This is a genomic window from Acinetobacter sp. 802_lipA, from assembly GCF_058242885.1.
Window position 1 is genome coordinate 2032980 of sequence record NZ_JBZAYP010000001.1, and the last position, 22471, is coordinate 2055450.

Consider the following 22471-nt stretch of genomic DNA (forward strand, 5'->3'; position numbering starts at 1 on the left):
CCAATCCCCTGTGGAGATGAATACGACTAAAGTCGTAGTTTGTGTTTTTATGTATATTTAGTTTAAATAAAACAAATACTTGAAAAATTGTAACTAAGTATACAAGTGTTCACTAATGTAACTGGTGTATTTTGCCATAGTAAAAATAGATGTGTAATTTTTAGTCAATACTGTGGGGCTTCAACGTGCTGAAAATGAGCACTTTGGTAGAAATCTTTAAAATTTTAGTCAGTTTGCCATGTATACAGAGCCTAAAAAAGACAAAACCCAAGTCAAGTGACTTGGGTTTTGTGAGTAAATGTAGTGAATTTATTCAGGATTTGAAATTTTTAAACCCGATAACCATGCTCGTAAAGAAGCAGGTTTTAATGGTTTTTTCAAAAGCACGATATTCATATCTTTGACCCGTTGTGGCAGTTCAGGATCTGAGTCTGCGGTAATCAAAGCGACGGGGACATTTTCTTGACGATTGGCCAAAATAAAGTCCAAACCAATTTTGTCATGGTTTAAGTGTTGATCGACCAACCAGACCTGAATGTTTTCTTGTTGAATCATCTCAAAAGCCTGTTCAGGCTCGGTTGCCTTAAACACTTGATAGCCCCATTTGGTCAGGAGAGTCGACATCCCTTCTAAAATGGTTTCGTCATTGTCCAAGCACAAAATCTTATAGGCTTTGGTTTTGAGTGGAACTGCTTGTACAGGCGCTGCTACGACTTTTGGTGGGTCAATGATTGGTACTTCAATCATAAAGCATGACCCTTTGCCATACTCTGAATAGACATGCACTGGGTAGTCGAGCAGGCTGGTCATCCGTTGTACGATGGCCAAGCCCAAGCCAAGCCCTTGCTCACCCCACGGTGAGGTATGGCCACAGCGCTCAAACTCTTGGAATAGTTTAATCCGTTGTTCTTCTGCAATCCCAGGTCCTGTATCCCACACCCCAATCCGAATATGGCGTGGCTTGTCCGTGGAGCGGAGTACCCCCACCACCACTTTGCCTTTGGCGGTATAGCGTAGGGCATTACTGACAAAGTTTTGAATAATACGGCGAATCCACTGTGGGTCAGTATCAATCCAGAACTGAGCATCATGTACGCTGAAACGAATACTGCGCTGTGCTGCAATGGATTTAAACTGCAATTCGAGGTCACTGAGTAAATCATGCAGCGGATAAGCCTGACGGTTGGGTTGAATGGTGCCACCTTCCAGACGGGCAATATCCAACAGGGCAGACAACATACTTTCAGCACCATGTAAGGCACGATCAAGCTGTTGTAGCGTTTTACGGTCTTCCTCACTTTGTACGCTTTGTTCTAAAGCCGTACTGAACAGACGCGCGGCATGCATCGGTTGCAATAAGTCATGACTGGCCGCGGCAATAAAGCGGCTTTTCGACATATTGGCTTTGTCGGCTTGTTCACGTGCCAGTTGTTGCTCAGATAATGCATCTGCTAACTGTTGAGTTCGGTCTTGGACACGCGCCTCCAGCATGGCTTCATTTTCACGGAAGGCGGTAATGTCGGCAAATGTGGTGACAAAGCCACCACCTTCAATTGGGTTGCCACGCATTTGAATGACACGACCATCTTTACGAATCCGTTCAAACTCGTGTGCGCTACCGACTTGCATCCAGTGCATCCGTTTCCGCACATGTTCTTCAACCGAACCCGGGCCACACTCGCCGCGTTCTGCGTTATATCGAATCAAATCGGAAATTGGACAGCCGACATAGACAATGTCTTTCGGATAATCAAACAGTTTTAAATATTGGTTATTCCATGCCACCAAACACATATTTTCATCGACCACACTCACGCCTTGGGTCATGTGGTCAATCATGGTCATGATCAGGTTTTGATTAAAACGTTGCCACTGTGAGGCTTGGTCTAGAATGTTTGCCACTTGCCCCAAAGCGAGGCCATTGTTGACCATTGCGGTGGTGAGCAGGGTACGTGCCGATGCAGCACCAATAGTGCCTGCCAAATATTGTTCGGTAAAACGCCACCACATGCCGTTGGCATTGCTGTTTTCATTCAGCACCACATTGTTCTGGGCACAGAACTGTTGGAAAGCGCGCATAGTTGCGCCATCGCCTGTAATCCGTTTGGCTAAGGTAATTAAATCACCAACTTTTAAACGTGCAACATCGTGATGAATGTAGTTGATGTCTGTAGATGTACTCTGTGTTGGCAGTGGCTTAGTTTCATAATAGAAAAAGCTTTCTGCTTGAATTTGTTCGGCCACGCTGGGGCGGAAAACTCGGGAAATCCAAATGTATAAAACAATATTCAGACCCAGTGCCCACACTACTCCATGGGTGAGTGCGGCAAAGGATTCAAAACCGAGCAGGGCTTCAGGGCGTAACCAGTTAATGCCCATTGGCCCGAAATTGAGAAAGCTTTCGGTAAAGTGTGAATATTCAGCAGGCAAACTGCGCAGTACAGTGGGTAATAGCAGGGTGTAGGCCCACATACCAAAACCGGCCAATAAACCTGCATAGACGCCTTGTTTACTGCCGCCACGCCAGTACAGACCACCTATGAGGGCAGGTGAGAACTGAGCCACCGCACTAAAGGCCAACAAGCCAAAGACTGAAAGTTGGTCAATGTCATTGAAAAAATGGAAGAACAAAAAGCCCAATAACATGACGGCTAAAATACAGACCCGACGGGTAAATTTAAGCACCAAAGGTAAGCGTTTATCGTGGCGGGACAGTAAATTAGTACGCCATAAGGCAGGCATGATCAAGTCATTACTGAGCATGATCGATAGCGCCACTGAAGACACCAACAGCATACCCGTAGAGGCAGAGAAGCCGCCTAAAAAGGCTAATAAGGTTAACCAGTCTTGGCCATAACTTAAGGGTAAAGACAAAACCGCTACATCGGGGATCGCTAAGTAACCTGGCGTTGCATGCAGCGCCCAACTGGCAATCGGAATAATGGCAATGATGGTTAAAACTAAATAAACTGCGAACCAGCGACGTGCCCCGCGAATATGCTTTTCATCACGCAATTCGACCACAGCGACGTGGAACTGACGCGGTAAGCAAATGATCGCGAGTCCAGCCAACAAGGTTTGAATCCAAAACGTATCGGGTACACCAATGAGTTGTACTTGATGGAAAGTCTCTGCAACATCCTTAGAGATTTGATGAATGTTTTCAGGTGCAGCAAACACGAAAAAGAGCGCGACACACAGCAAAGCAAACAGTTTGACAAAAGACTCGAAGGCAACCGCCAACATCAGACCGCCATGTTGTTCTGTATTGGCAATCTGTCTGGTCCCGAAAATCATGGCTAAAATGGCCAAGATACCGGTGAGGAACAGCACACCGTTGGTGGTTGAGGCGATACTGCCTGCGGTGGGTTCTAAAATCACCGCGGCACTGAGTGCAATGGCACGTAGCTGTAGGGCTAAGTAAGGGATAATCGCAATGACGGCGAGGATGGTCACCATCGAGGCCAAAGGCCCACTTTTACCATAGCGTGCAGCAACAAAATCGGCAATCGATGAAATAGCATGGTGCTGACGGACGCGGCCTAAACGACGCCAAATGTCATAGCCCAGTGCGACGAAGAGTAGTGGGCCAAGGTAGATCGGCAGAAAGATAATGCCTTCACGAACCGCTGCACCTGTGGCGCCATAAAAGGTCCAAGATGAACAGTAGACCCCTAAAGTTAAACTAAACAATAGCATGCGCCCACGCGTGCTTAGGCGGCTGGCGTGTTTCTCACCAAAAAAGGCGCAGATAAAGAGTAAGACGATATAGAGGGCCAATACCCCGATAATGAGCCAGCTGTTCATTTTACCTAAAGTTTTTCCTTCATCTCGGCCATCATAGCGCATCTCGGATAGAGGCTGCTGAGCTTGTTTAAAATTTACAGACCAAAGTCTAAATTACAACCAATACAGAAGCTTGCTACTTTAGCAAATGTAATAATTCGAATTAAAAAATTGTATCTACGGTTGGATACAGACAGGAGTATGGTTATGGATGAGAGACAAGTAGAACAGATTCTACAAAATCCCAAATTCAAGGAAATGGTTAGTCGTAAAAGTAAACTGAGCTGGACACTGACAACTATTATGTTGGTTGTATACGTTGGTTTCATGTTGTTGGTCGGCTACAACAAAGAATTTTTAATGACTTCAGTCAGTGGTGGGGTGACCACGATTGGCATGCCATTGGGTCTAAGCATTATTGTATTGTCTTTTGTTTTGTGTGGTGTTTATTCGTATATCTCGAATAACAAACTCGACGCATTAAATGAAGAAGCAATGCGTGAAGTCGAAGCCATTGCGCAAGAGAAAGGACAGCACTAATGAAATGGAATTCATTGAAAGCGCTTACAGTCGCTGCTACAGCACTGTTGGCTTCGAGCCTAGCACTTGCAGGCCCAGATTTGGGTGAGGCTCAACAGCAAGCGACAAACTGGCATGCCATTATCATGTTCGGTATTTTTGTCGGATTTACTTTGCTCATCACCAAATGGGCAGCAAAACAAACCACCAACACTGCTGACTTCTACACAGCGGGTGGCGGGATCTCAGGTTTCCAAAATGGTTTAGCGATTGCGGGTGACTATATGTCCGCAGCATCATTCTTGGGTATTTCCGCAATGGTTTTCAGTTCAGGCTTCGACGGCTTGCTGTATTCATTGGGTTTCATGGTCGGCTGGCCAATAGTATTGTTTTTGGTGGCTGAACGTCTACGTAACTTAGGTAAGTTCAACTTATCTGACGTAGTGTCATTCCGTTTAGCGGAAAAACCAGTGCGTACGCTTGCAGCAGTGAGTTCATTGGTTGTCGTTGCTTTCTATCTGATTGCTCAGATGGTGGGTGCAGGTCAGCTGATCAAACTGTTATTTGGTTTGAACTATAACATTGCTGTAGTAATTGTTGGTCTTCTGATGATGGCTTACGTGATCTTCGGTGGAATGTTGGCAACAACTTGGGTACAGATTATTAAAGCTGTGATGCTTTTGTCTGGCGCGACATTCATGGCTTTCATGGTGATGAAAGGCGTAGGCTTCAGCTTCTCTGAAATGTTCACGCAGTCAATTCAAGTTTTCTCTAAAGTACATGACATTTCTTTAGCAGAAGCGGGCAATATCATGGGCCCAGGTAAACTTGCAGCGAACCCAATTGATGCCATTTCTTTAGGTTTGGCTTTAATGTTCGGTACAGCGGGTCTACCACACATCTTAATGCGTTTCTTTACCGTTAAAGATGCTAAAGAAGCACGTAAATCAGTGGTTGTTGCAACGGGTTTCATTGGTTACTTCTACCTTCTAACCTTCATCATTGGTTTTGGTGCGATCCTTTATGTATCGAACAATCCACAGTTCCTTGATGTCGCGAAAATGGCAGTAACTGGCAAGCTAGAGCTTGTTGGTGGTAACAACATGGCGGCGGTTCACTTGTCTGATGCATTGGGCGGTGACTTGTTCATGGGCTTCATTTCAGCAGTGGCGTTCGCAACGATTCTTGCTGTTGTTGCAGGTCTGACTTTGTCAGGTGCTTCAGCAATCTCACATGACTTGTACGCAAACGTGTTCAAGAAAGGTCAAACGACTCCTGAATCTGAACTTCGTATGTCTAAAATCGCGACTTTAGGTCTTGCTATTTTTGCAATGATTTTAGGGATTCTGTTCGAGAAACAAAACGTTGCCTTCATGGTTGGTTTAGCATTCTCTGTAGCAGCATGTGCCAACTTCCCAGTGCTTGTACTGTCAATGTTCTGGAAAGGTTTAACCACACGTGGTGCGGTGATTGGTGGTGTGATTGGTCTAGTGACTGCAGTAACACTAATTATCTTATCTAAAGCCGTTTGGGTCGATACATTGGGCATTTCTGAAACGCCAGTGAATCCATTCAATGGTCCAGCAATCTTTGCAATGCCATTGGCGTTCTTCTGCTGCTGGTTGTTCTCTGTGACTGATAACTCAGCACGTGCACAAGCAGAACGTAAAGCATTTGATGCGCAGTATGTACGTTCACAAACAGGTATTGGTATCTCAGGTGCTTCAGATCACTAATCTGAACCTGAACTAAAAAAAGCCCCTTCATCGGGGCTTTTTTTTATGGTGTTGATGCTCTTAACTGTGTTGGCTTTGAATGCTGAAAGACCTAGATTGTGATATTCAGTACTCAAGCAGTACTCAAATTGTTGGGCAAAATGAATCGACTGACACGAATAAAAAGCATCGGTTTCATTGGCTATTCATGCTAAGTTAAAAAAAGCGAGAACAAGAAACAATCAAACTTGGCTTTAAAAACAACAGGCTACATATGCAAGTATTTGTCGAATTTTGGAAAGGCTTCCGTCTACTACCTTCAGCATGGTTACTGCTGTTGCAATTTATTATGCTGATTTTGGCGCTGTTGAGCGGCCATAGCCTGTCCTTACGTGTATTGGTTTGGGGCTTAGGTGTTTTGGTCCTGTTACTCATTGCCAAGGTCATTCGCCAAACCCCAGTGTTTACTATCCTCGGGTTGAGTTTTGTTGGTGGGGCATTGTTCTTTTCCTTACTGATTTTGCTGGGTGCGCGAGACCCAATGCTTTTGGTGATTAGTCATGCCTTTGAGGCGATGGCCTATTTTATTGCGGCCTATGGCTTGCTGCGCTATATGTTTGCAGACCGTTATTTGACCAAAGATGAGCTATTTGCTGCAGGGGCAGTGTTTACGCTTATTGCATGGGGTTTTGCCTTTTTATATAGCATTTGCCAGATTTTAGAACCCAATAGCTTTTTAAATCCCAATGTGGCGGGTGCACAGTCATGGCTCGATTTATTATTTTTAAGCTTTAGTTTGCAGTCGGCGACAGGTTTGTCCGATCTAATGCCACTGACACCGCTGGCTCGTATGATTGCGATGTTACAGATGTTTTGTGGGGTGATGTATTTGGCTTTAGTCGTCTCACGCTTGATTGCCTTGCAGTATATTCAGCATCGACCCAATGATAATAAAGAGAATTAAACTGTTACAGGATTCGCACTGCCTTATTTTTAAACATAAATTATGATGGAAAAGAATCGTTAAATTTTAAGCTATTCATTCTTCACTCTTTATTAGACTCGTCTAATTAACCATTTTGGTTATATCTTTGTACTAAAAATAATTTTCTGGGGGAATTATGCCTTCCATAAAGCCATCGCTGTTTGCAAACATCAAACGGAATGTATTTCTCAGCACTGTCGTGATTCTGGTGCTTTTTCTGGCCTTGATTCTTTTTGACCCAAGTGGTTTTGAGGCTTTAACCAAACATTTAAATCAATGGATTATTGACTCATTTAGCTGGTTTTACGTTTTATCTGTCGCGTTATTTCTGATCTTACTGATCTTTATTGCACTCTCCGATATGGGGAAAATCAAACTCGGCCCTGATCATAGTCTGCCTGAATATAGCAGTGGTTCTTGGTTCGCCATGCTGTTTACCGCAGGGATGGGGATTGGTTTGATGTTCTTCGGTGTCGCTGAACCCGTGATGCACTATGTCAACCCGCCCACGGGAGACGGGCAAACCTTAGATGCCGCACAACAAGCGATGCGGATCACCTTTTTCCACTGGGGATTACATGCATGGGCCATTTATGCACTTGTGGGCTTGTCACTGGCTTATTTCTCTTTCCGACATAATTTACCTTTAAAGGTTCGCTCCGCTTTATATCCTTTGGTGGGCAAAAAAATCTATGGTGTAACGGGAGATGCGGTTGATACCTTTGCAACCTTAGGCACCATTTTCGGGGTTGCGACCACACTTGGTTTTGGGGTGACCCAAATTAATTCGGGACTGAATTATCTTTTTGGCATTCAGCAAAGTATTGGCATTCAGGTCGGGCTAATCATTTTTGTCACTTTTTTAGATTCGCTCTCAGTCGGTTTTGGTTTGGACAAAGGCATTAAACGGCTATCTGAATTGAATTTGGTGCTGGCAGTGGTTTTACTGCTATTTGTGTTTTTTGCCAGTTCTTCCATTTATATCTTACAAACCAGCATTCAAAATGCAGGGCAATACGTATCCAATCTGTTCACGATGACCTTCAACCTCTATGCCTATCAACCCAATGGTTGGATTGGTGGTTGGACCATTATGTATTGGGCCTGGTGGATTTCGTGGTCGCCTTTTGTTGGAATGTTTATTGCCCGAGTGTCTAAAGGTCGAACTATTCGCGAGTTCATTGTCGGGGTGTTGTTCATTCCAACAGGTTTTACCCTGATTTGGATGGGCTTCATGGGGAATGCAGCGCTGTTCAGTATTATTCAAGATGGGCATACTTCTTTAATCTCAGCGGTACAACAAGACTCATCCGTCGCACTGTTTGAATTTTTGACCCACTTACCTTTCTCTCAAATATCGAGCCTGATTGCGACTGTTCTGGTGGTACTATTCTTTGTGACTTCAGCCGACTCAGGCTCATTGGTGATTGATTACTTAACCGCAGAAACAGAAAATTCACCCTTATGGCAAAGGCTATTTTGGACCATTTTGATTGCGTTACTGTCGATTATCTTACTGATGGCAGGCGGACTTTCGGCCTTACAATCGGCTACCATTATGAGTGCCTTACCCTTTACTTTGATTATGTTGTTGGTCTGTTGGGGCTTACTGAAAGCACTGCGTTTGGATGTCACCAAAATGCGTGCACTGCAAGATGCACGAATCACCCCTCGTGCAATTCAAAATCCACGCAGTTGGCAACAGCGTCTAGGTCTGATTATGCATTATCCGCATACCCAGTCTGAGGTCGAAGAATTTATTAGCCAGCAAGTACAACATGCTTTTTCAGCGGTACAAAAGGAATTTCAGCGCCGTCAGCTAGACGTGACCATTCAACCGATTGAGCAAGGTTTGCAGTTACGCGTGGACCATCATAACGAAATTAATTTTGTTTATCAGGTGGTTGCCCGTGAAACCCAGCCACCCAGTTTTATGGCAGATCGACTGGAGGAACAGCAGTTTTATCAAGCTGAAGTTTTCTTAAGAGAAGGTGGGCAGAATTATGATGTGATGGACTGGACTTTAGAAGATCTACTGCAAGATATTATTGACCAATATGAGCGCCATTTACATTTCTTAAATTTAGTCAGAGCCACAAACTAAAAAAAGGACGCTTCAAGCGTCCTTTTTTAGTACTCAATTTCTAAATTGAATTAGAAACGGAATTTAGCATTTACGCCAACAGTTTGAGTATCAAGATTTACAACTTCTTTAGCGTTAGCGTTTACATAGCTTGCGCCTACAGCAACTGCTGGAGTGATGAAGTAGTTAACGTTTGCACCCCAAGCTGAATCTGGAGTACCAGCAAAGCTTGATTCAACATAAGAAGCGCCAACACTTAACGCAGGAGTTAAGTAAAGGTCAGTTTTAAGTTGGTAAGCGGTGTCTTCACCGTAAACAAGACCAGCTTCTAAGCCGAGCGCCATGTTTGTACCGTCGATGTTACCTACGTATTTAGTACGTGCAGTAATCGCATCTTGGTCATCACCGATTGTTACAGTTTCACCAACAGCTTTAACAGCGCCATTGCTCATTACGTTGAACGCATCAAGAGCAAATTGGTCAGCAACGCTAGTATAACCTACAGCAACCAAGAAGTTTGGCGCAGCTAAAGCACCCACTTCAAGTGCATAACGGTCGCCATTGTCATCAGGAGTTTCGCTGTTTTTACCATCGAAATGCGTGTGGCTATAAGACGCACTTGCATATGCTGGAACGAATTTAGTAGGAATATACGCTTCAGCTTTAGCGCCGTAGTTGTGTGCGATGAAATCAGTACCGTCAGTGCCTAATTCAGCATAGTTATATGCCAAAGAAACATTAGACGCTTGGTTTAAAAAAGCAGCTTCAGCTAAAGGACCTTTAGATGAATCAACATCTTTAAAGTAGAAAGTACCTTGTAAACCGCCAGTAAAATCTTTGTCATTTGCATCAGATGCATCGATGTATTCAGATTGACCTTGTACTTCGAATTGGTATGCTTGAGCACCGGTCATGGCTAATAATAAAGCAGTGGCTAAACCGAGTTTTTTCATGATATTTACCAGATTGTTAACATTGGATTAAACTAATGCTATTCTATTGTAACAATTTATTAAGTCAATGAGCTCTAATGGTATTATATTATTGAGTAATTACTCTAGCTATGTTAGAGGTTAAAAATTGCTCAATTGAGTGTATCCATGTCAACCAAAAAAAACTTACAGCAGAACAATAGGGTATACCTATTTAGAAAACAGAGAATGCAGGAAAATGAATTGTACTGAACTTGGTTTTTAATTGGTAAATTAGATTGAATATATGGATATAAACGGTAAAAAAGTTAAATAAGGCACCTCAAATATAGGCGTTTTTGTGTCCTAAATCTAAAAAACGCCTAAAATTAGCGCAAAAAGCTCGTTTTTTGCTTGCATAATGTACATATCCTCTGAGTATTTGTGATAATTTTCACGCTAATTATAGCGTTGTGTTAATCCATAGTGCTTTAGTTGGCTTTACAAGTGAACGGATTTATTTCATAATGATTTTAGCGAATCATTTAACAATATTGTTTTTTTCTGAGAAGCTAATTCTCCTCAAACAGTTTTTGTTTATCTGCCCAACTTTCCCCAAGGTTGGGCTTTTTTTTATTTAAATTTTCAAGATCTTATTTTTTCTGAATAAAAATCTATTGGAATTTAATGCACAATAATGGTGCGAATTTGAGGCTATATTTTTCATTAAAAACTTTTATTTGAGCAAAAAAAAACCAACTTCTAAAAGAGGTTGGTTTTTTCCGCCAAAATTTGTGGGAAAATTAGAATATTTGCTGAGGATATACTCTAATTCGCCCCAATACTGTGCATTATGCACTTAAATGTTGCATGTGTAAATATAGGCACTTTAAAAAATGGGAATTAAAAATATTGAATGAAATTCACACTAAACATGAATATTATTAAGGATGGATTGACTCAGCTTTCATAGGTGCGTGAAAGTTTAGCCATGATTATTTGGGGATGATGAAATCTTAAAACGATGCAAAACAAAGAATTAATCACTTAAATACACGATATACTGTTCGTATAATAAACAGTTAATTTAGTTTTCTTTTATTTAGGAATGGGGGCGTGGTTGAAGTATGCGAGAAATACGCTCTGAGTATTTGAGTCAAAAGCTGTATATTGCAATGAGCATTATTATTTTGTCATTGTGCAGCTTATCCATTCCGTTGATGGTTAAAAGTTATCGTGATTACATCAAAACTAACCAAGCTTTAACTGAAATACAAGCCTTACAGGCTGTTGCAGACTTGGCCAATAAGATTTCACGAGAGCGTGCGCCAGCCAACAAACTGATGTCGAGTAATCAACAAGACTTTGCCAAACACGTGCTTGAGTTAAAACTATATCGGCTCACGGTGGATGAGCAGATGAAAAAGACTTTAGAGGTTTTAAAGCATTCGAACCTCCCAAATTTAGATTTAAGTTTATTTGACCGTTTAGATGAAGCTTTAACGCAAGGCAGACAGCAGGTGGATGCTTATGCAGCTCTACCACGTGAGCAACGTAATGCCGAGACCATGGATCAAGCCATCCTAAAAATGTTTAGTGCTTGGGATCGTAGTCATGATGTTTTAAAAGATGTGATCGCTGTATCTGAAGGCAAAGACACCGCTGTTTCAAACTTCTATGTCCAAATTTTATTATTAGCGGACTTACGCGATCAGGCTGGTCGTGCTGCATCCAATGTGATGGCGCATGTAGCTTTTAAACAACCGATTCCTGAAACCAATTTAGCGCGTTCTTTACAGACTCGGAAGCAAGTGATGTATTTGTGGGAACTCATTGATACCTTACAGCCCGAGCGTGATAAAACTGAAGAATTTAAAGTGCTGCATCAAGCGGTTTATAACGAGTTTTTAGCCAAAGGGCTATTGATTGTTGAGCGCTTGATGAATGAAAGTATTTACCATCGACCGTACTATTTAACGGGGACACAGTTAACCGAAGCAATCGTTGATAAATTTTCGACCGTGGTGGAATTGCAAAATTATTTACTCAAATATAGCGTTGAAAAAGCCATCATTGAAAAGCATAAAGCACAAAATATTTTGCTCACAACGGTGGGTATTTCACTTATTTCAATTTTTGCGGCACTGTTTACCATGATCTATGCGCGCAAGAGAGTGTTTAGTCCACTCATTCAAGCGCGTGAAATTTTGTTTGATTTATCCCATTCCAGTATTCGGCCCAACCCGATGGATACTAAAGATCAACCCGCCAATATGTATTCTTTATTTACAGCGATTCAGCAGTTAAAACAGTCACTTCAGCAGCGAGATGCGTTGGAGTTTCGACTCAAGAATATTGCGCATTTGGATTCATTAACCGGGGTTGCAAACCGTTATGCGTTGAATGAATACATTAAACTTTTGGAAAATCAGCCGACTCAGTTTTCGGAGACTTGTTTAATGGTGATCGACATTGATCATTTTAAACAGGTCAACGATGTGTATGGGCACCTGATGGGGGATCAGGTGATTCAGTTTGTGGCTGAAAAATTAAAAGAAAATATTCGGACATCTGATCTACAGGTACGTTACGGTGGCGATGAATTTATCGTACTGATTGAAAATATTGGGATGGAGCGCGCTTTAAAAATTGCAGAAAAGATTCGTTCTGAGATTTATGAAGCGAAGTCGGTGGATAGTGTCCGTTGCCCTGATTTGAAAGTCAGTATTAGTATTGGGGTGGCAATTGGTGCGACCAGTTGGATGGCACTGTTAGAAAAAGCCGATCGTGCTTTGTTTCAAGCCAAAGAGCAGGGGAAAAATAAGGTTGTGGCTTATTCAGTCGATGAAGTGAATGAGTCATATTATATTTAAAAGAACTAGATCAAAATAAATAAGTAAATTAGGGTGTGTTGACACTTTTAGCTTAAAAAAATAGCGAAGTAGTAAAATCAAATCGCCAAACCCAATTTTACTATTCGCTATGCCTCGTACCATGCTGACAGATCAACACTGGCAAAAGTTGAAAGTTATTCTGCGTAATTTATCCATTCACCACAACTCAAATTTACGCAATTTTATTGAAGCTATTCTCTATAGAATTAGAACAGGCTGTCCGTGGCGAGATATTCCTTGTTGTTTTGGTCATTCAAACTCTATTTTCAAACGTTTTAATCGTTGGTCAAGCAGCGGTAAGTTACTTAGATTATTCAAATTACTAGCCTCATGCCCCGATATGGAGTGGATTTTTATTGATGGCTCTCATGTACGTGCTCATCAACATTCTGCCGGCATAGCGAATCAATCTATTTCTAAAAGTGTAGGAGGAAACTCCTCAAAAATACATTTGATTGTTGATGCACATGGCAATCCTATTGATTTCATGATTACCGATGGAACCACACATGATGTTAAAGTTGCACCTGATTTAATATCAACATTAGATTTAAAAGAGACAAAAGTGGTATGTGCAGATAAAGGCTATGATTCAGAACCACTGCGTGAACAGATCAGGAAAACAGGGACTAAAGCGAATATACCAAAGAAAACAAATAGCCAATCGAACAATGACCATATGGACTGGTATTTATATAAAATCAGGCATTTAGTTGAAAATATGTTTTGTAGATTAAAGCAATTTAGAGGAATAGCTACTCGATATGACAAGCTCAAAAGAAATTATCAAAGTTCTGTTGCTTTAGCCTGTATATTTTTATGGCTACCTTTATAGGGTTAATTATGAACAGTAAATGTCAACAGACCCTAAATAACAGTACAAAAGAATAAATGAGGGGAAAATGGGAACAGGCTGTATTTTTTGTCAGATGACACGAAATGAAATATCTTGCCATATTATTGATAGTAATAATGACTACATGGCATTTTTAACAATTTTTCCGAATACGTTAGGTGCAGCTGTTGTAATCCCCAAAAAGCATTATTCAAGTTATGCTTTTGATTTGGATGATGATGTTTTAACTGGATTGATGCTATATACCAAGAAAGTTGCGAAAAAGTTAGATGGATTTTTTGAAGACGTTGGGCGTACAGCAATGGTATTTGAAGGTTTTGGTGTGGATCATGTTCACGCTAAGTTATTTCCAATGCATGGTACTAAGCAAGTGCATGAAAACTGGCAAGCTGTGAACTCTAATGTTGATAAGTATTTTGAGCAGTACGAAGGCTATATTTCATCACATGATTTTCAGCGAGCGGATGATGATACGTTGGCGAAGTTGGCTGAAAAGATGAGGGGTTTTGGATTGTCTTAGATTAATAAGGAGTAAGTAGTTTTACTCCTTAAATGTTATTTTTTTTTCTCAATCAAATAATTGATGAAATTGGTACATGCTACCAACATGAATTTGGCATCTATATAACTTAAATTTGATTCTTCGAGCATGGCATGGCGAATACCGTCTGCATCTGAAGTATAACCATAAAGTTGGCTTAAGCTTTTTTTTAGAGCTTCATGTAATCCATATTTACTTTCAATGATTTTTAAAGCTTGCCCTAAAGTCGCTTTCTCATCGTCTGTCACGATTTTACAAATAGATTCGACAGCACTAATGGACTCTTTAATCGAGTTTCGATAATCAGGTTTTTGACGATCTGACATCAGTTTTAAAGCTTGATTAAGATGTTGTTGAATGCCTGTATATGGATGTGTATTTTCTAAAGCATCTTCTATAGATTGGATTTCTTGTTCTGAAGTGATTGGAGTAATTTGATAATTAATTACTCTATAAGCAGAGTTCTCAATTTCCAAGCAATCATTCAAGAGGATGATAAAACCCTCTTTTTTTTCATCAAAAGGAAAATATTCTATACAGGCCTCAATAAAATTATAAATTTCATACCATTTGTATGTTTTAAAAAATAAAGTGTCAATTTCAGCAATAGTAGATTCTATCGAATATGGGATTTGGTCAATTCGTTTTTTGAAGTAGCGATGAAATAGTAATTTAAAAAATGATTCTAGATTGCTACCAGGAATAATATTAATTCGAGCAAGATAAGGGCGAGAATATTCATTAAAAATACATTCACTAATTGTATTCCATAACGAATTTTTTAAGTTTGTATTAATTGATTCTTTCTGAATAATTCCACGAATAGGTTGATAACCATTTCTTTCTGAAAATCGCATTTTGTATCCAACAAATTTAATATCTATTTTTGCTTTTTTAATCCTCCCTAACCCTCACTTTGAAAAAGGAGGGAATTTATCCTCTATAAAAAAGGAGTTAGGGGGAGATTCTAAAACTACTTCAACAACGGCTTCAAAAACTTCGCGGTATGCGAAACTTTATTCTTCGCCACGTCTTCAGGTGTTCCTTCCGCAATAATCATCCCACCACCTGAACCCCCTTCAGGGCCTAAGTCTACGATCCAGTCAGCAGTTTTAATTACATCCAAATTATGCTCAATCACCACAATGGTATTGCCCTTATTGCGTAGCTCATGAAGAATATCTAACAGTTTAGCAATGTCATGGAAATGTAGACCTGTAGTGGGTTCATCCAAGATATATAACGTTTTACCTGTATCACGTTTTGCCAATTCACGTGCTAATTTCACACGTTGCGCTTCACCACCTGATAGAGTCGTTGCTGACTGACCTAAACGAATATAGCCCAAACCCACTTGATTCAGTGTTTCCAAACGACGATGAATCACTGGAATAGCATCAAAGAAATGCATGGCATCTTCAACTGTCATGTTCAGAACATCGGAAATATTCTTACCTTTATAACCCACTTCTAAAGTTTCACGGTTATAACGTTCACCATGACAATTATCACAAGGCACATACATATCAGGTAAAAAGTGCATTGCCACTTTGATCATGCCGTCACCTTCACAGGCTTCACAACGACCACCTTTCACGTTAAACGAGAAACGTCCCGCAGCATAACCACGTGCTTTGGCTTCAGGTGTTTGCGCAAATAATTCACGAATAGGAGTAAACAAACCCGTATACGTCGCAGGGTTAGAACGAGGTGTACGACCAATTGGGCTTTGGTCAATATCAACAACCTTATCAAGGAATTGCAGACCATCAATCGAGTCAAATTTTTCAGCAGTTAAAGTGGTTGCACCATTGAGCTGTGTCGCGGCCAAAGGCAATAAAGTACGGTTAATCAGCGTAGATTTACCTGAACCAGACACACCAGTCACACATGTCATCACACCCAAAGGAATGGTTAAATCCACATTTTGTAGGTTATGACCCGCAGCACCCATTAATTTAATTTGCTCTTCAGGCTTTGGCGGTTCAGTACGCTTTTTCGGCACTTCAATTTTCAGTTTGCCTGATAAATATTGACCCGTGAGAGATTCACTATTCGCAAGGATTTCATCATAAGTCCCTTCAGCAATCACATGACCACCATGAATCCCTGCACCAGGGCCAATATCGATAATATGATCTGCTGCACGAATCGCATCTTCATCATGCTCAACGACTAAAACGGTATTCCCCAAATCACGTAAACGAACTAAGGTTTCTAATAGGCGATCATTATCACGTTGATGCAGACCAATCGACGGTTCATCGAGTACATACATCACACCCATCAAACCTGCGCCGATTTGCGAAGCCAAACGAATACGTTGCGCTTCACCACCAGACAATGTTTCTGCTGAACGAGAAAGACTTAAATAATTCAAACCCACTGAAACTAAGAAATGTAAACGCTCACGAATTTCTTTAAAAATCTTATCGGCAATTTCGCCTTTTGCGCCATCAAGATTCAAATCTAGATAATAACTTTCCGCATCACCAATCGACATTTTGGTAATTTGGGCAATGGTTTTGTCTTTCACTCGAACATGACGTGAAATTTCATTCAGACGTGATCCACCGCAGGCATCACATGCAGCATTAGATAAATACTGCGCCAAATCATCACGTACATAATTTGATTCTGTTTCACGATAGCGACGTTCTAAATGTGGCAAAATCCCTTCAAAAGGTTGCACACGATTATGTTTACGACCCCGTTCATCGATATAACTTAAATCAACTTTTTCTTTGCCTGTACCGTAGAGAAATTTCTTTTTGGTGTCGGCATCCAGTTCATTCCAAGGTGTATCCAAAGAAAAACCGAAATGCGACGCCACTTTTTCAATCATGCTGTAGTAGTACGGACGTTGTCTGTCCCAACCGCGAATTGCGCCTTGGCTAATGGAAACCTCAGGGCTTGGAATGAGTTTTTCGGCACTAAAATGGCTACGAGTACCTAAACCATCACAGGTTGGGCAGGCACCAAAGGGATTGTTAAATGAAAATAAACGTGGTTCAAGTTCTGCAACGGCACGGTCACATTCAGGACATGAGTGTTTAGCCGAAAAAACCCGATCTGGGTGTTCGCCGTTCATCCACGAGAGAATGGCAATATCACCGCCCAAACGTAGAGCAGTTTCAAAAGATTCTGCAATACGGTTGCCGAGGTCATCACGAACTTTAAAACGATCCACCACCACTTCAATGGTGTGTTTTTTCTTTTTATCGAGTTCTGGAATTGGGTCGAGATCAACAATTTCACCATCGACGCGCGCTCGGACAAAACCTTGACTTTGTAATTGTTCAAACAAGTTGGAATATTCGCCTTTACGCTCACGCACCACTGGTGCAAGCAGCATCAGTGCTGTCCCTTCATCCAATCCTTTTACGGCATCGACCATTTCCGATACGGTCTGTGCCACCATCGGCAAATCATGCTCTGGGCAAAATGGCGTGCCGACACGTGCGTAGAGTAGACGTAAATAGTCATAAATTTCGGTAATGGTTCCCACCGTAGAACGTGGGTTATGGCTGGTTGACTTCTGTTCAATCGCAATGGCAGGGCTTAAACCTTCAATTGAGTCAACTTCAGGTTTTTCCATTTGTGACAAGAACTGGCGCGCATAGGCCGAAAGCGATTCGACATAACGACGCTGGCCTTCGGCGTACAGCGTATCAAATGCAAGCGATGACTTACCTGAACCAGAAAGTCCCGTGATCACCACGAATTTGTCGCGGGGAATATCAAGGTTCACATTTTTTAAGTTATGGGTACGTGCGCCTCGAATACGGATATGACTTTGGCTCATAAAACTATCTCGAAATTGTGCAGATGAAGGAGGTATATGATAACGACTTATGCTTTATTCAAGTGTTAAACATGATTTTATAGCGACAAATCATGTCGGCCAAAAGAAAAGTGATGCTGCTAGACTGTAGCTAGATTTCAGTGTTGAAACAAGTCTCAACGTATCGACATTGGCTGCGACTGAAAACTGGAAGGTATTTATAAGTTGCGTAAATAAAGAGATGATCACCCATTCGGCGTAGCGTAAAAGTTGAATCATGGCTGTGCTATTTTTGGTTTGCCGTACGCCTTCAGGGATAGAGTATTGTTATAGTTGCAGCATTTAGCATGCTAGCGCATAAGGACGTTCAAAGATTGAATCGACCGTCTCAAAAGCAAAGGGACGGATAATGTCATGATGGAGACGGGCATAGAAATTGACTTCATGCTCAAGAGTTTGTAAGAAGGCGTCGTAGTCATCTTCAAAGTCTGGCAGGTCGAGTAAGTCTTGTTCTCGACTTAAAACGCAATGATATTTTTTAATAAAAGCCAACATCAATTTTTGAATATGTGGATTGGTATAATAAATGAGATAGGTCGCGGCAGAACCGCAGTGTAAACAGCCTTTTTCAAGGTAAATTTCTTCGTTATTCAGCCAGCAACATTGTACGGTAAAAAATGCAGAATGGCTTCAGTACCTAGAGTATCAGGATGCATGAGAACGGCCCTCGAAAGTTAATTATGCAAATGATAATTATTATCATTATTGAAGTTTAGTTTTAAATGCTTAAAATAGCAATCGCGCCTTCTGAAAAAATACGATATTCGGTAAATAAAAAGCCCTGAAGGGTTCAGGGCTTTTTGGATCATTTTCGCTTTTAAGCGTGGTCTAAACCGAGCCATTGCTGCTGTTTATAAGCGCTGTCCCAGAACAACCATTCCAGTTCAGCCCCTTTACGGTAGGCTTTATGCATTTTCTCAATGGTATCCGCATCGCAACGTGCAGCCACTTTATCGATGGTTGCAATCACATTACGTACCGCTTGGTTGAATTCCTCACCTGCGTAAGTATCAATCCACGCTTGGTACGGGTTGTTGGCGATAGAGTTACCCACAATGTCTTTACCGACTTCAGCATAAATCCAAAAACAAGGTAAGAGTGCTGCTAACACCACAGGGTAGCTTTCAGACCAAGCGGTTGCCGTTAGAAATGAAGTGTAATGGTGACATGCCAAAGTCAGCGGGGTTTCTTCAAACTGCTGTTTTGAAATATCAAAATTTTTCATAAAGCCATCATGTAAACTGCGTTCCACCACAATCGCTTCTTTAGCCCCTTGGCTAAACTGAATAATGTCGTCAGCCTCATACGCTTTGGCACCACACACCGCTAAAGCACGACCATAAGCCACCAAGTAGTGTGTATCTTGAATCACATAATGGCAAAACGCTTCTTTATTAAGTGTGCCTGAAGCCAATTCTTGGTTAAAAGGTAAAGCCAGTGTTTTTTGATATAAGTCGACATTACGTTGCCAAACGTCTTGAGAAAAAGCCATGATTAGATCCTAAGGGAAGCCAAAATATGGGCAAGACTATAACAACAGTTTACGCTGAACAACAATCCATCTCCGTACATCGGTGAGATAAGTAAAAATTAACGAAGATGTTTTGGTTTCAGGCGCAAAAAGCGTCATAATTGCGGCAATAAAACTCAACCTGTTTTTTAAGTTTTCGTTCATCTCCAAATTTTTTATAGGTCGATCTGTCATGATGAAACATTTTGGTTTCTCTATCATTTTTACGATCGTGTGTCTTGCGTTGTCTGCGTACTGGGGTTTTACCCATGGACCAGAAGCGGGCTTAAAGACCATGTTTACTGCTTTGACCATTACTGCAATTTTAGCGGTGATGGAGGTCTCGTTATCTTTTGATAATGCCGTAGTCAATGCATCTGTGTTACGTGGTTGGGATCATTTCTGGAAAACCTTGTTCCTGACCGTGGGTATTTTAGTCGCTGTATTTGGTATGCGTTTAATCTTCCCTGTCGCAATTGTGGCGGTAACTGCAGATATGGGCTTCGTTGAAGTTGTTCAATTGGCTTTAAATGATCCAAAAACCTACTCACAACGTCTGATGGATCACCACCCTGAAATAGCTGCATTTGGTGGTGCATTCTTGTTACTCGTGTTCTTAAATTTCTTCTTAGATGAAGAGAAAGATACACACTGGTTCCGCTGGTTAGAACGTCGTTTGACTAACTTAGCCAATGTTCCTGCAATGTCAGTCTTCCTTGCACTGATTGCACTTTTGGTGATGGCGGCTAATGTCGATGAAGCTAAACGTCTCGTGGTGACCATGGCGGGAATCTGGGGCATCGTGGTTTACATTGGCGTACAAGTCTTGAGTCATTTGTTGGGTGGTGAACCTGAAGTTGATGAAGACGGCAATGCAGTTACACATGATGCCAATGGCGCAACCACGGGTGTGGTCAAAGCAGGTATTGGTGGTTTCTTATACCTAGAAGTACTTGATGCATCGTTCAGTTTTGATGGCGTAATTGGCGCGTTTGCCATTACTTCCGATGTCGTGATTATTATGTTGGGTCTCGCGATTGGTGCGATTTTCGTGCGTTCGATGACGATTTACTTGGTAGAAAAAGGGACTTTGGATGCCTATGTCTTCCTTGAGCATGGTGCACACTACGCAATTGGTGCTTTAGCATTCATTATGCTGGCAAGTGGCACAGGTCTACATGTACCAGAAGTTGTCACGGGTTTAATTGGTGTGGCCTTTATTGTTTGGGCTGTTATTGCTTCTATTCAATACAAAAAACATCAAGCCGCTTAAAGCAGATTGCTTTAAACCGTGGAAAAGCGCAGCTCAGGCTGCGCTTTTTGTTTTTCAGATCAGGAAGGCTTTTATTAAACATAAAATTCATGCCGCTAGTCGGATTGAATAGCCTATAATCTTGATCCAAGATTAATTCAATACAGTCTGTCCTCGTTTATGATGAATGCTTTAGAACGTCGTTCAACTTTTGCCTTAAGCAGTATTTTTGCCTTACGCATGTTGGGTTTGTTCATGATCATCCCTGTATTTTCTGTGGCAGGGCAGACCTATGAATATGCAACGCCTGCGTTGCTCGGTTTGGCTGTGGGGATTTATGGCTTAACACAGGCCATTTTACAGATTCCTTTCAGCTTGATTGCCGACCGTTATAGCCGTAAGCCTTTGGTGGTTTTTGGGCTACTTCTATTTGCTTTAGGTGGTGCAATTGCCGCGATGTCCGACACCATTTATGGGGTGATTATTGGCCGTGCCATTGCAGGTGGGGGGGCAGTGTCTGCAGTGGTGATGGCACTACTGGCGGATGTGACCCGTGAAGAAAATCGTATGAAAGCCATGGCAACCATGGGCATGAGTATCGGAGTTTCTTTTGCTGTGGCTTTTAGTTTGGGGCCGTGGCTTACCGGTTTGGTGGGAATTTCAGGATTATTCTGGGTAACGACTATCATGGGTTTGGCAGCTATTTCGATGTTATTTTTGGTGCCCAAAGTCACTCGCCATCATCGTAATTATCAGCAAGGCTATTTGGCTCAGCTCAAACAAGTCTTAAAAATGGGTGATCTGAACCGTCTGCATGTGTCGGTGTTTAGCTTACATTTATTGCTGACAGCAATGTTTATTTATGTTCCCTCACAGCTCATCGATTTTGCAAAAATTCCACTAAATTCGCATGGCTGGGTGTATTTACCGTTGTTGGTGATTAGCCTATTTTTTGCCTTTCCAAGTATTGTGTTGGCTGAAAAATATCGCAAGATGAGAGGCATCTTTTTAACGGCCATTGGCGGCATTATTTTAGGCTTGGGCATCCTAATTTTTGGCTTTGAGTCGAAGTATATTTTGCTGACAGGTTTAGGCTTATTCTTTATTGCTTTTAACGTCATGGAAGCGTTGCTGCCGTCATGGTTATCGAAAGCTGCGCCGATTCAGTCTAAAGCCACCGCGATGGGCGTAAATGCCAGTAGTCAGTTTTTAGGCGCATTCTTTGGTGGTGTCACAGGTGGTCAGTTGTTGCTGTTAAACAATACTGCCTTGGGTTGGAGCATCCTGACTGGACTGGCAATTATTTGGTTATTGATTAGTTTTGGCTTGGCACAACCGCGCTATTTGTCTTCGATGGTGTTACGTTTACCTGAACATAAACAAACGGACGAATGGACTTCACAGCTTTTAGCGATTCGTGGTATTGAAGAGGTCGTGGTGATGTCTGATCAGCAAGTAGCGTATGTAAAAGTCGATAAGCAGCAAATAGATGATGCTACGCGACAAGATTTAACGCAGTTGTTGGGGAAAGAGGTAGCCATTTAAGCATAACTCTTATAAAGTAAATAATAGAAA

General features: G+C 41.6%; 13 protein-coding genes and 2 pseudogenes. 9 read left to right on the forward strand and 6 right to left on the reverse strand.

What is annotated here, in order from left to right:
* Positions 1 to 309 precede the first annotated feature (309 nt).
* Positions 310 to 3807, reverse strand: coding sequence for a hybrid sensor histidine kinase/response regulator (locus AC4CU3_RS09935; RefSeq protein WP_490738465.1), 3498 nt, complete (start codon positions 3805 to 3807; stop codon positions 310 to 312).
* Between the two features lie 186 nt (positions 3808 to 3993).
* Between AC4CU3_RS09935 and AC4CU3_RS09940 the strand changes: the two genes are divergently transcribed.
* From AC4CU3_RS09940 to AC4CU3_RS09955, 4 genes are all read left to right on the forward strand, one after another.
* A complete protein-coding gene (locus AC4CU3_RS09940; RefSeq protein WP_004691685.1) occupies positions 3994 to 4326 on the forward strand; it encodes a DUF485 domain-containing protein in 333 nt (110 codons plus the stop codon).
* Complete coding sequence (locus AC4CU3_RS09945; protein WP_062032020.1) at positions 4326 to 6041, forward strand: cation acetate symporter; 1716 nt, start codon at positions 4326 to 4328, stop codon at positions 6039 to 6041. The genes AC4CU3_RS09940 and AC4CU3_RS09945 overlap by 1 nt, the downstream gene beginning before the upstream one ends.
* A 253-nt stretch (positions 6042 to 6294) precedes the next feature.
* Complete coding sequence (locus AC4CU3_RS09950) at positions 6295 to 6984, forward strand: ion channel (RefSeq protein ID WP_490738183.1); 690 nt, start codon at positions 6295 to 6297, stop codon at positions 6982 to 6984.
* Between the two features lie 157 nt (positions 6985 to 7141).
* On the forward strand, positions 7142 to 9109 hold the full coding sequence (locus tag AC4CU3_RS09955; RefSeq protein ID WP_490738184.1) for a glycine betaine transporter: 1968 nt from the start codon (positions 7142 to 7144) through the stop codon (positions 9107 to 9109).
* Between the two features lie 50 nt (positions 9110 to 9159).
* Here AC4CU3_RS09955 and omp33-36 read toward each other — a convergent pair whose 3' ends face one another.
* Complete coding sequence (omp33-36, locus tag AC4CU3_RS09960) at positions 9160 to 10041, reverse strand: porin Omp33-36 (protein WP_490738185.1); 882 nt, start codon at positions 10039 to 10041, stop codon at positions 9160 to 9162.
* 1085 nt (positions 10042 to 11126) lie between these two features.
* On the opposite strand from omp33-36, the gene AC4CU3_RS09965 reads away from it, so the two are divergent.
* The 3 genes and pseudogenes from AC4CU3_RS09965 to AC4CU3_RS09975 all read left to right on the forward strand — a co-directional run bounded on the left by AC4CU3_RS09965 (position 11127) and on the right by AC4CU3_RS09975 (position 14269).
* Positions 11127 to 12872 carry a GGDEF domain-containing protein gene (locus AC4CU3_RS09965; protein WP_490738186.1) on the forward strand — a complete coding sequence of 582 codons (1746 nt, stop codon included), beginning with the start codon at positions 11127 to 11129 and terminating at the stop codon, positions 12870 to 12872.
* Positions 12873 to 12981: 109 nt separating this feature from the next.
* Positions 12982 to 13747 (forward strand): annotated as a pseudogene (locus tag AC4CU3_RS09970) (IS5-like element ISAba31 family transposase).
* A gap of 48 nt (positions 13748 to 13795) precedes the next feature.
* Positions 13796 to 14269: an HIT family protein gene (locus AC4CU3_RS09975; protein ID WP_201952828.1), complete on the forward strand. Its 474-nt coding sequence runs from the start codon at positions 13796 to 13798 to the stop codon at positions 14267 to 14269.
* Positions 14270 to 14304: 35 nt separating this feature from the next.
* Here the strand turns inward: AC4CU3_RS09975 and AC4CU3_RS09980 are convergent, their stop codons facing one another.
* From AC4CU3_RS09980 to tenA, 4 genes and pseudogenes are all read right to left on the reverse strand, one after another.
* Positions 14305 to 15147, reverse strand: a complete 843-nt coding sequence (locus AC4CU3_RS09980; protein ID WP_201706892.1) for an AbiJ-NTD4 domain-containing protein — start codon at positions 15145 to 15147, stop codon at positions 14305 to 14307.
* Positions 15148 to 15263: 116 nt separating this feature from the next.
* Positions 15264 to 18095, reverse strand: coding sequence for an excinuclease ABC subunit UvrA (gene uvrA, locus AC4CU3_RS09985; RefSeq protein WP_201706891.1), 2832 nt, complete (start codon positions 18093 to 18095; stop codon positions 15264 to 15266).
* A 321-nt stretch (positions 18096 to 18416) separates the two neighbouring features.
* A pseudogene (locus AC4CU3_RS09990) lies at positions 18417 to 18790 on the reverse strand (hypothetical protein).
* Between the two features lie 161 nt (positions 18791 to 18951).
* On the reverse strand, positions 18952 to 19626 hold the full coding sequence (tenA, locus tag AC4CU3_RS09995; RefSeq protein ID WP_490738187.1) for a thiaminase II: 675 nt from the start codon (positions 19624 to 19626) through the stop codon (positions 18952 to 18954).
* Positions 19627 to 19837: 211 nt separating this feature from the next.
* Here tenA and AC4CU3_RS10000 point away from each other — a divergent pair, with 211 nt between their 5' ends.
* Both AC4CU3_RS10000 and AC4CU3_RS10005 read left to right on the forward strand, forming a co-directional pair.
* A complete protein-coding gene (locus AC4CU3_RS10000) occupies positions 19838 to 20917 on the forward strand; it encodes a DUF475 domain-containing protein (protein ID WP_058870674.1) in 1080 nt (359 codons plus the stop codon).
* A 159-nt stretch (positions 20918 to 21076) separates the two neighbouring features.
* Positions 21077 to 22441, forward strand: coding sequence for an MFS transporter (locus AC4CU3_RS10005; protein WP_087011846.1), 1365 nt, complete (start codon positions 21077 to 21079; stop codon positions 22439 to 22441).
* The last annotated feature ends 30 nt before the right edge of the window (positions 22442 to 22471 follow it).

Excerpts from the sequence above, each read along its gene's own strand:
- AC4CU3_RS09935 (WP_490738465.1), bottom strand. The coding sequence starts at position 3,807 with ATGAACAGCTGGCTCATTATCGGGGTATTGGCCCTCTATATCGTCTTA.
- AC4CU3_RS09940 (WP_004691685.1), top strand. The coding sequence starts at position 3,994 with ATGGATGAGAGACAAGTAGAACAGATTCTACAAAATCCCAAATTCAAG.
- AC4CU3_RS09945 (WP_062032020.1), top strand. The coding sequence starts at position 4,326 with ATGAAATGGAATTCATTGAAAGCGCTTACAGTCGCTGCTACAGCACTG.
- AC4CU3_RS09950 (WP_490738183.1), top strand. The coding sequence starts at position 6,295 with ATGCAAGTATTTGTCGAATTTTGGAAAGGCTTCCGTCTACTACCTTCA.
- AC4CU3_RS09955 (WP_490738184.1), top strand. The coding sequence starts at position 7,142 with ATGCCTTCCATAAAGCCATCGCTGTTTGCAAACATCAAACGGAATGTA.
- omp33-36 (WP_490738185.1), bottom strand. The coding sequence starts at position 10,041 with ATGAAAAAACTCGGTTTAGCCACTGCTTTATTATTAGCCATGACCGGT.
- AC4CU3_RS09965 (WP_490738186.1), top strand. The coding sequence starts at position 11,127 with ATGCGAGAAATACGCTCTGAGTATTTGAGTCAAAAGCTGTATATTGCA.
- AC4CU3_RS09975 (WP_201952828.1), top strand. The coding sequence starts at position 13,796 with ATGGGAACAGGCTGTATTTTTTGTCAGATGACACGAAATGAAATATCT.
- AC4CU3_RS09980 (WP_201706892.1), bottom strand. The coding sequence starts at position 15,147 with ATGCGATTTTCAGAAAGAAATGGTTATCAACCTATTCGTGGAATTATT.
- uvrA (WP_201706891.1), bottom strand. The coding sequence starts at position 18,095 with ATGAGCCAAAGTCATATCCGTATTCGAGGCGCACGTACCCATAACTTA.
- tenA (WP_490738187.1), bottom strand. The coding sequence starts at position 19,626 with ATGGCTTTTTCTCAAGACGTTTGGCAACGTAATGTCGACTTATATCAA.
- AC4CU3_RS10000 (WP_058870674.1), top strand. The coding sequence starts at position 19,838 with ATGATGAAACATTTTGGTTTCTCTATCATTTTTACGATCGTGTGTCTT.
- AC4CU3_RS10005 (WP_087011846.1), top strand. The coding sequence starts at position 21,077 with ATGATGAATGCTTTAGAACGTCGTTCAACTTTTGCCTTAAGCAGTATT.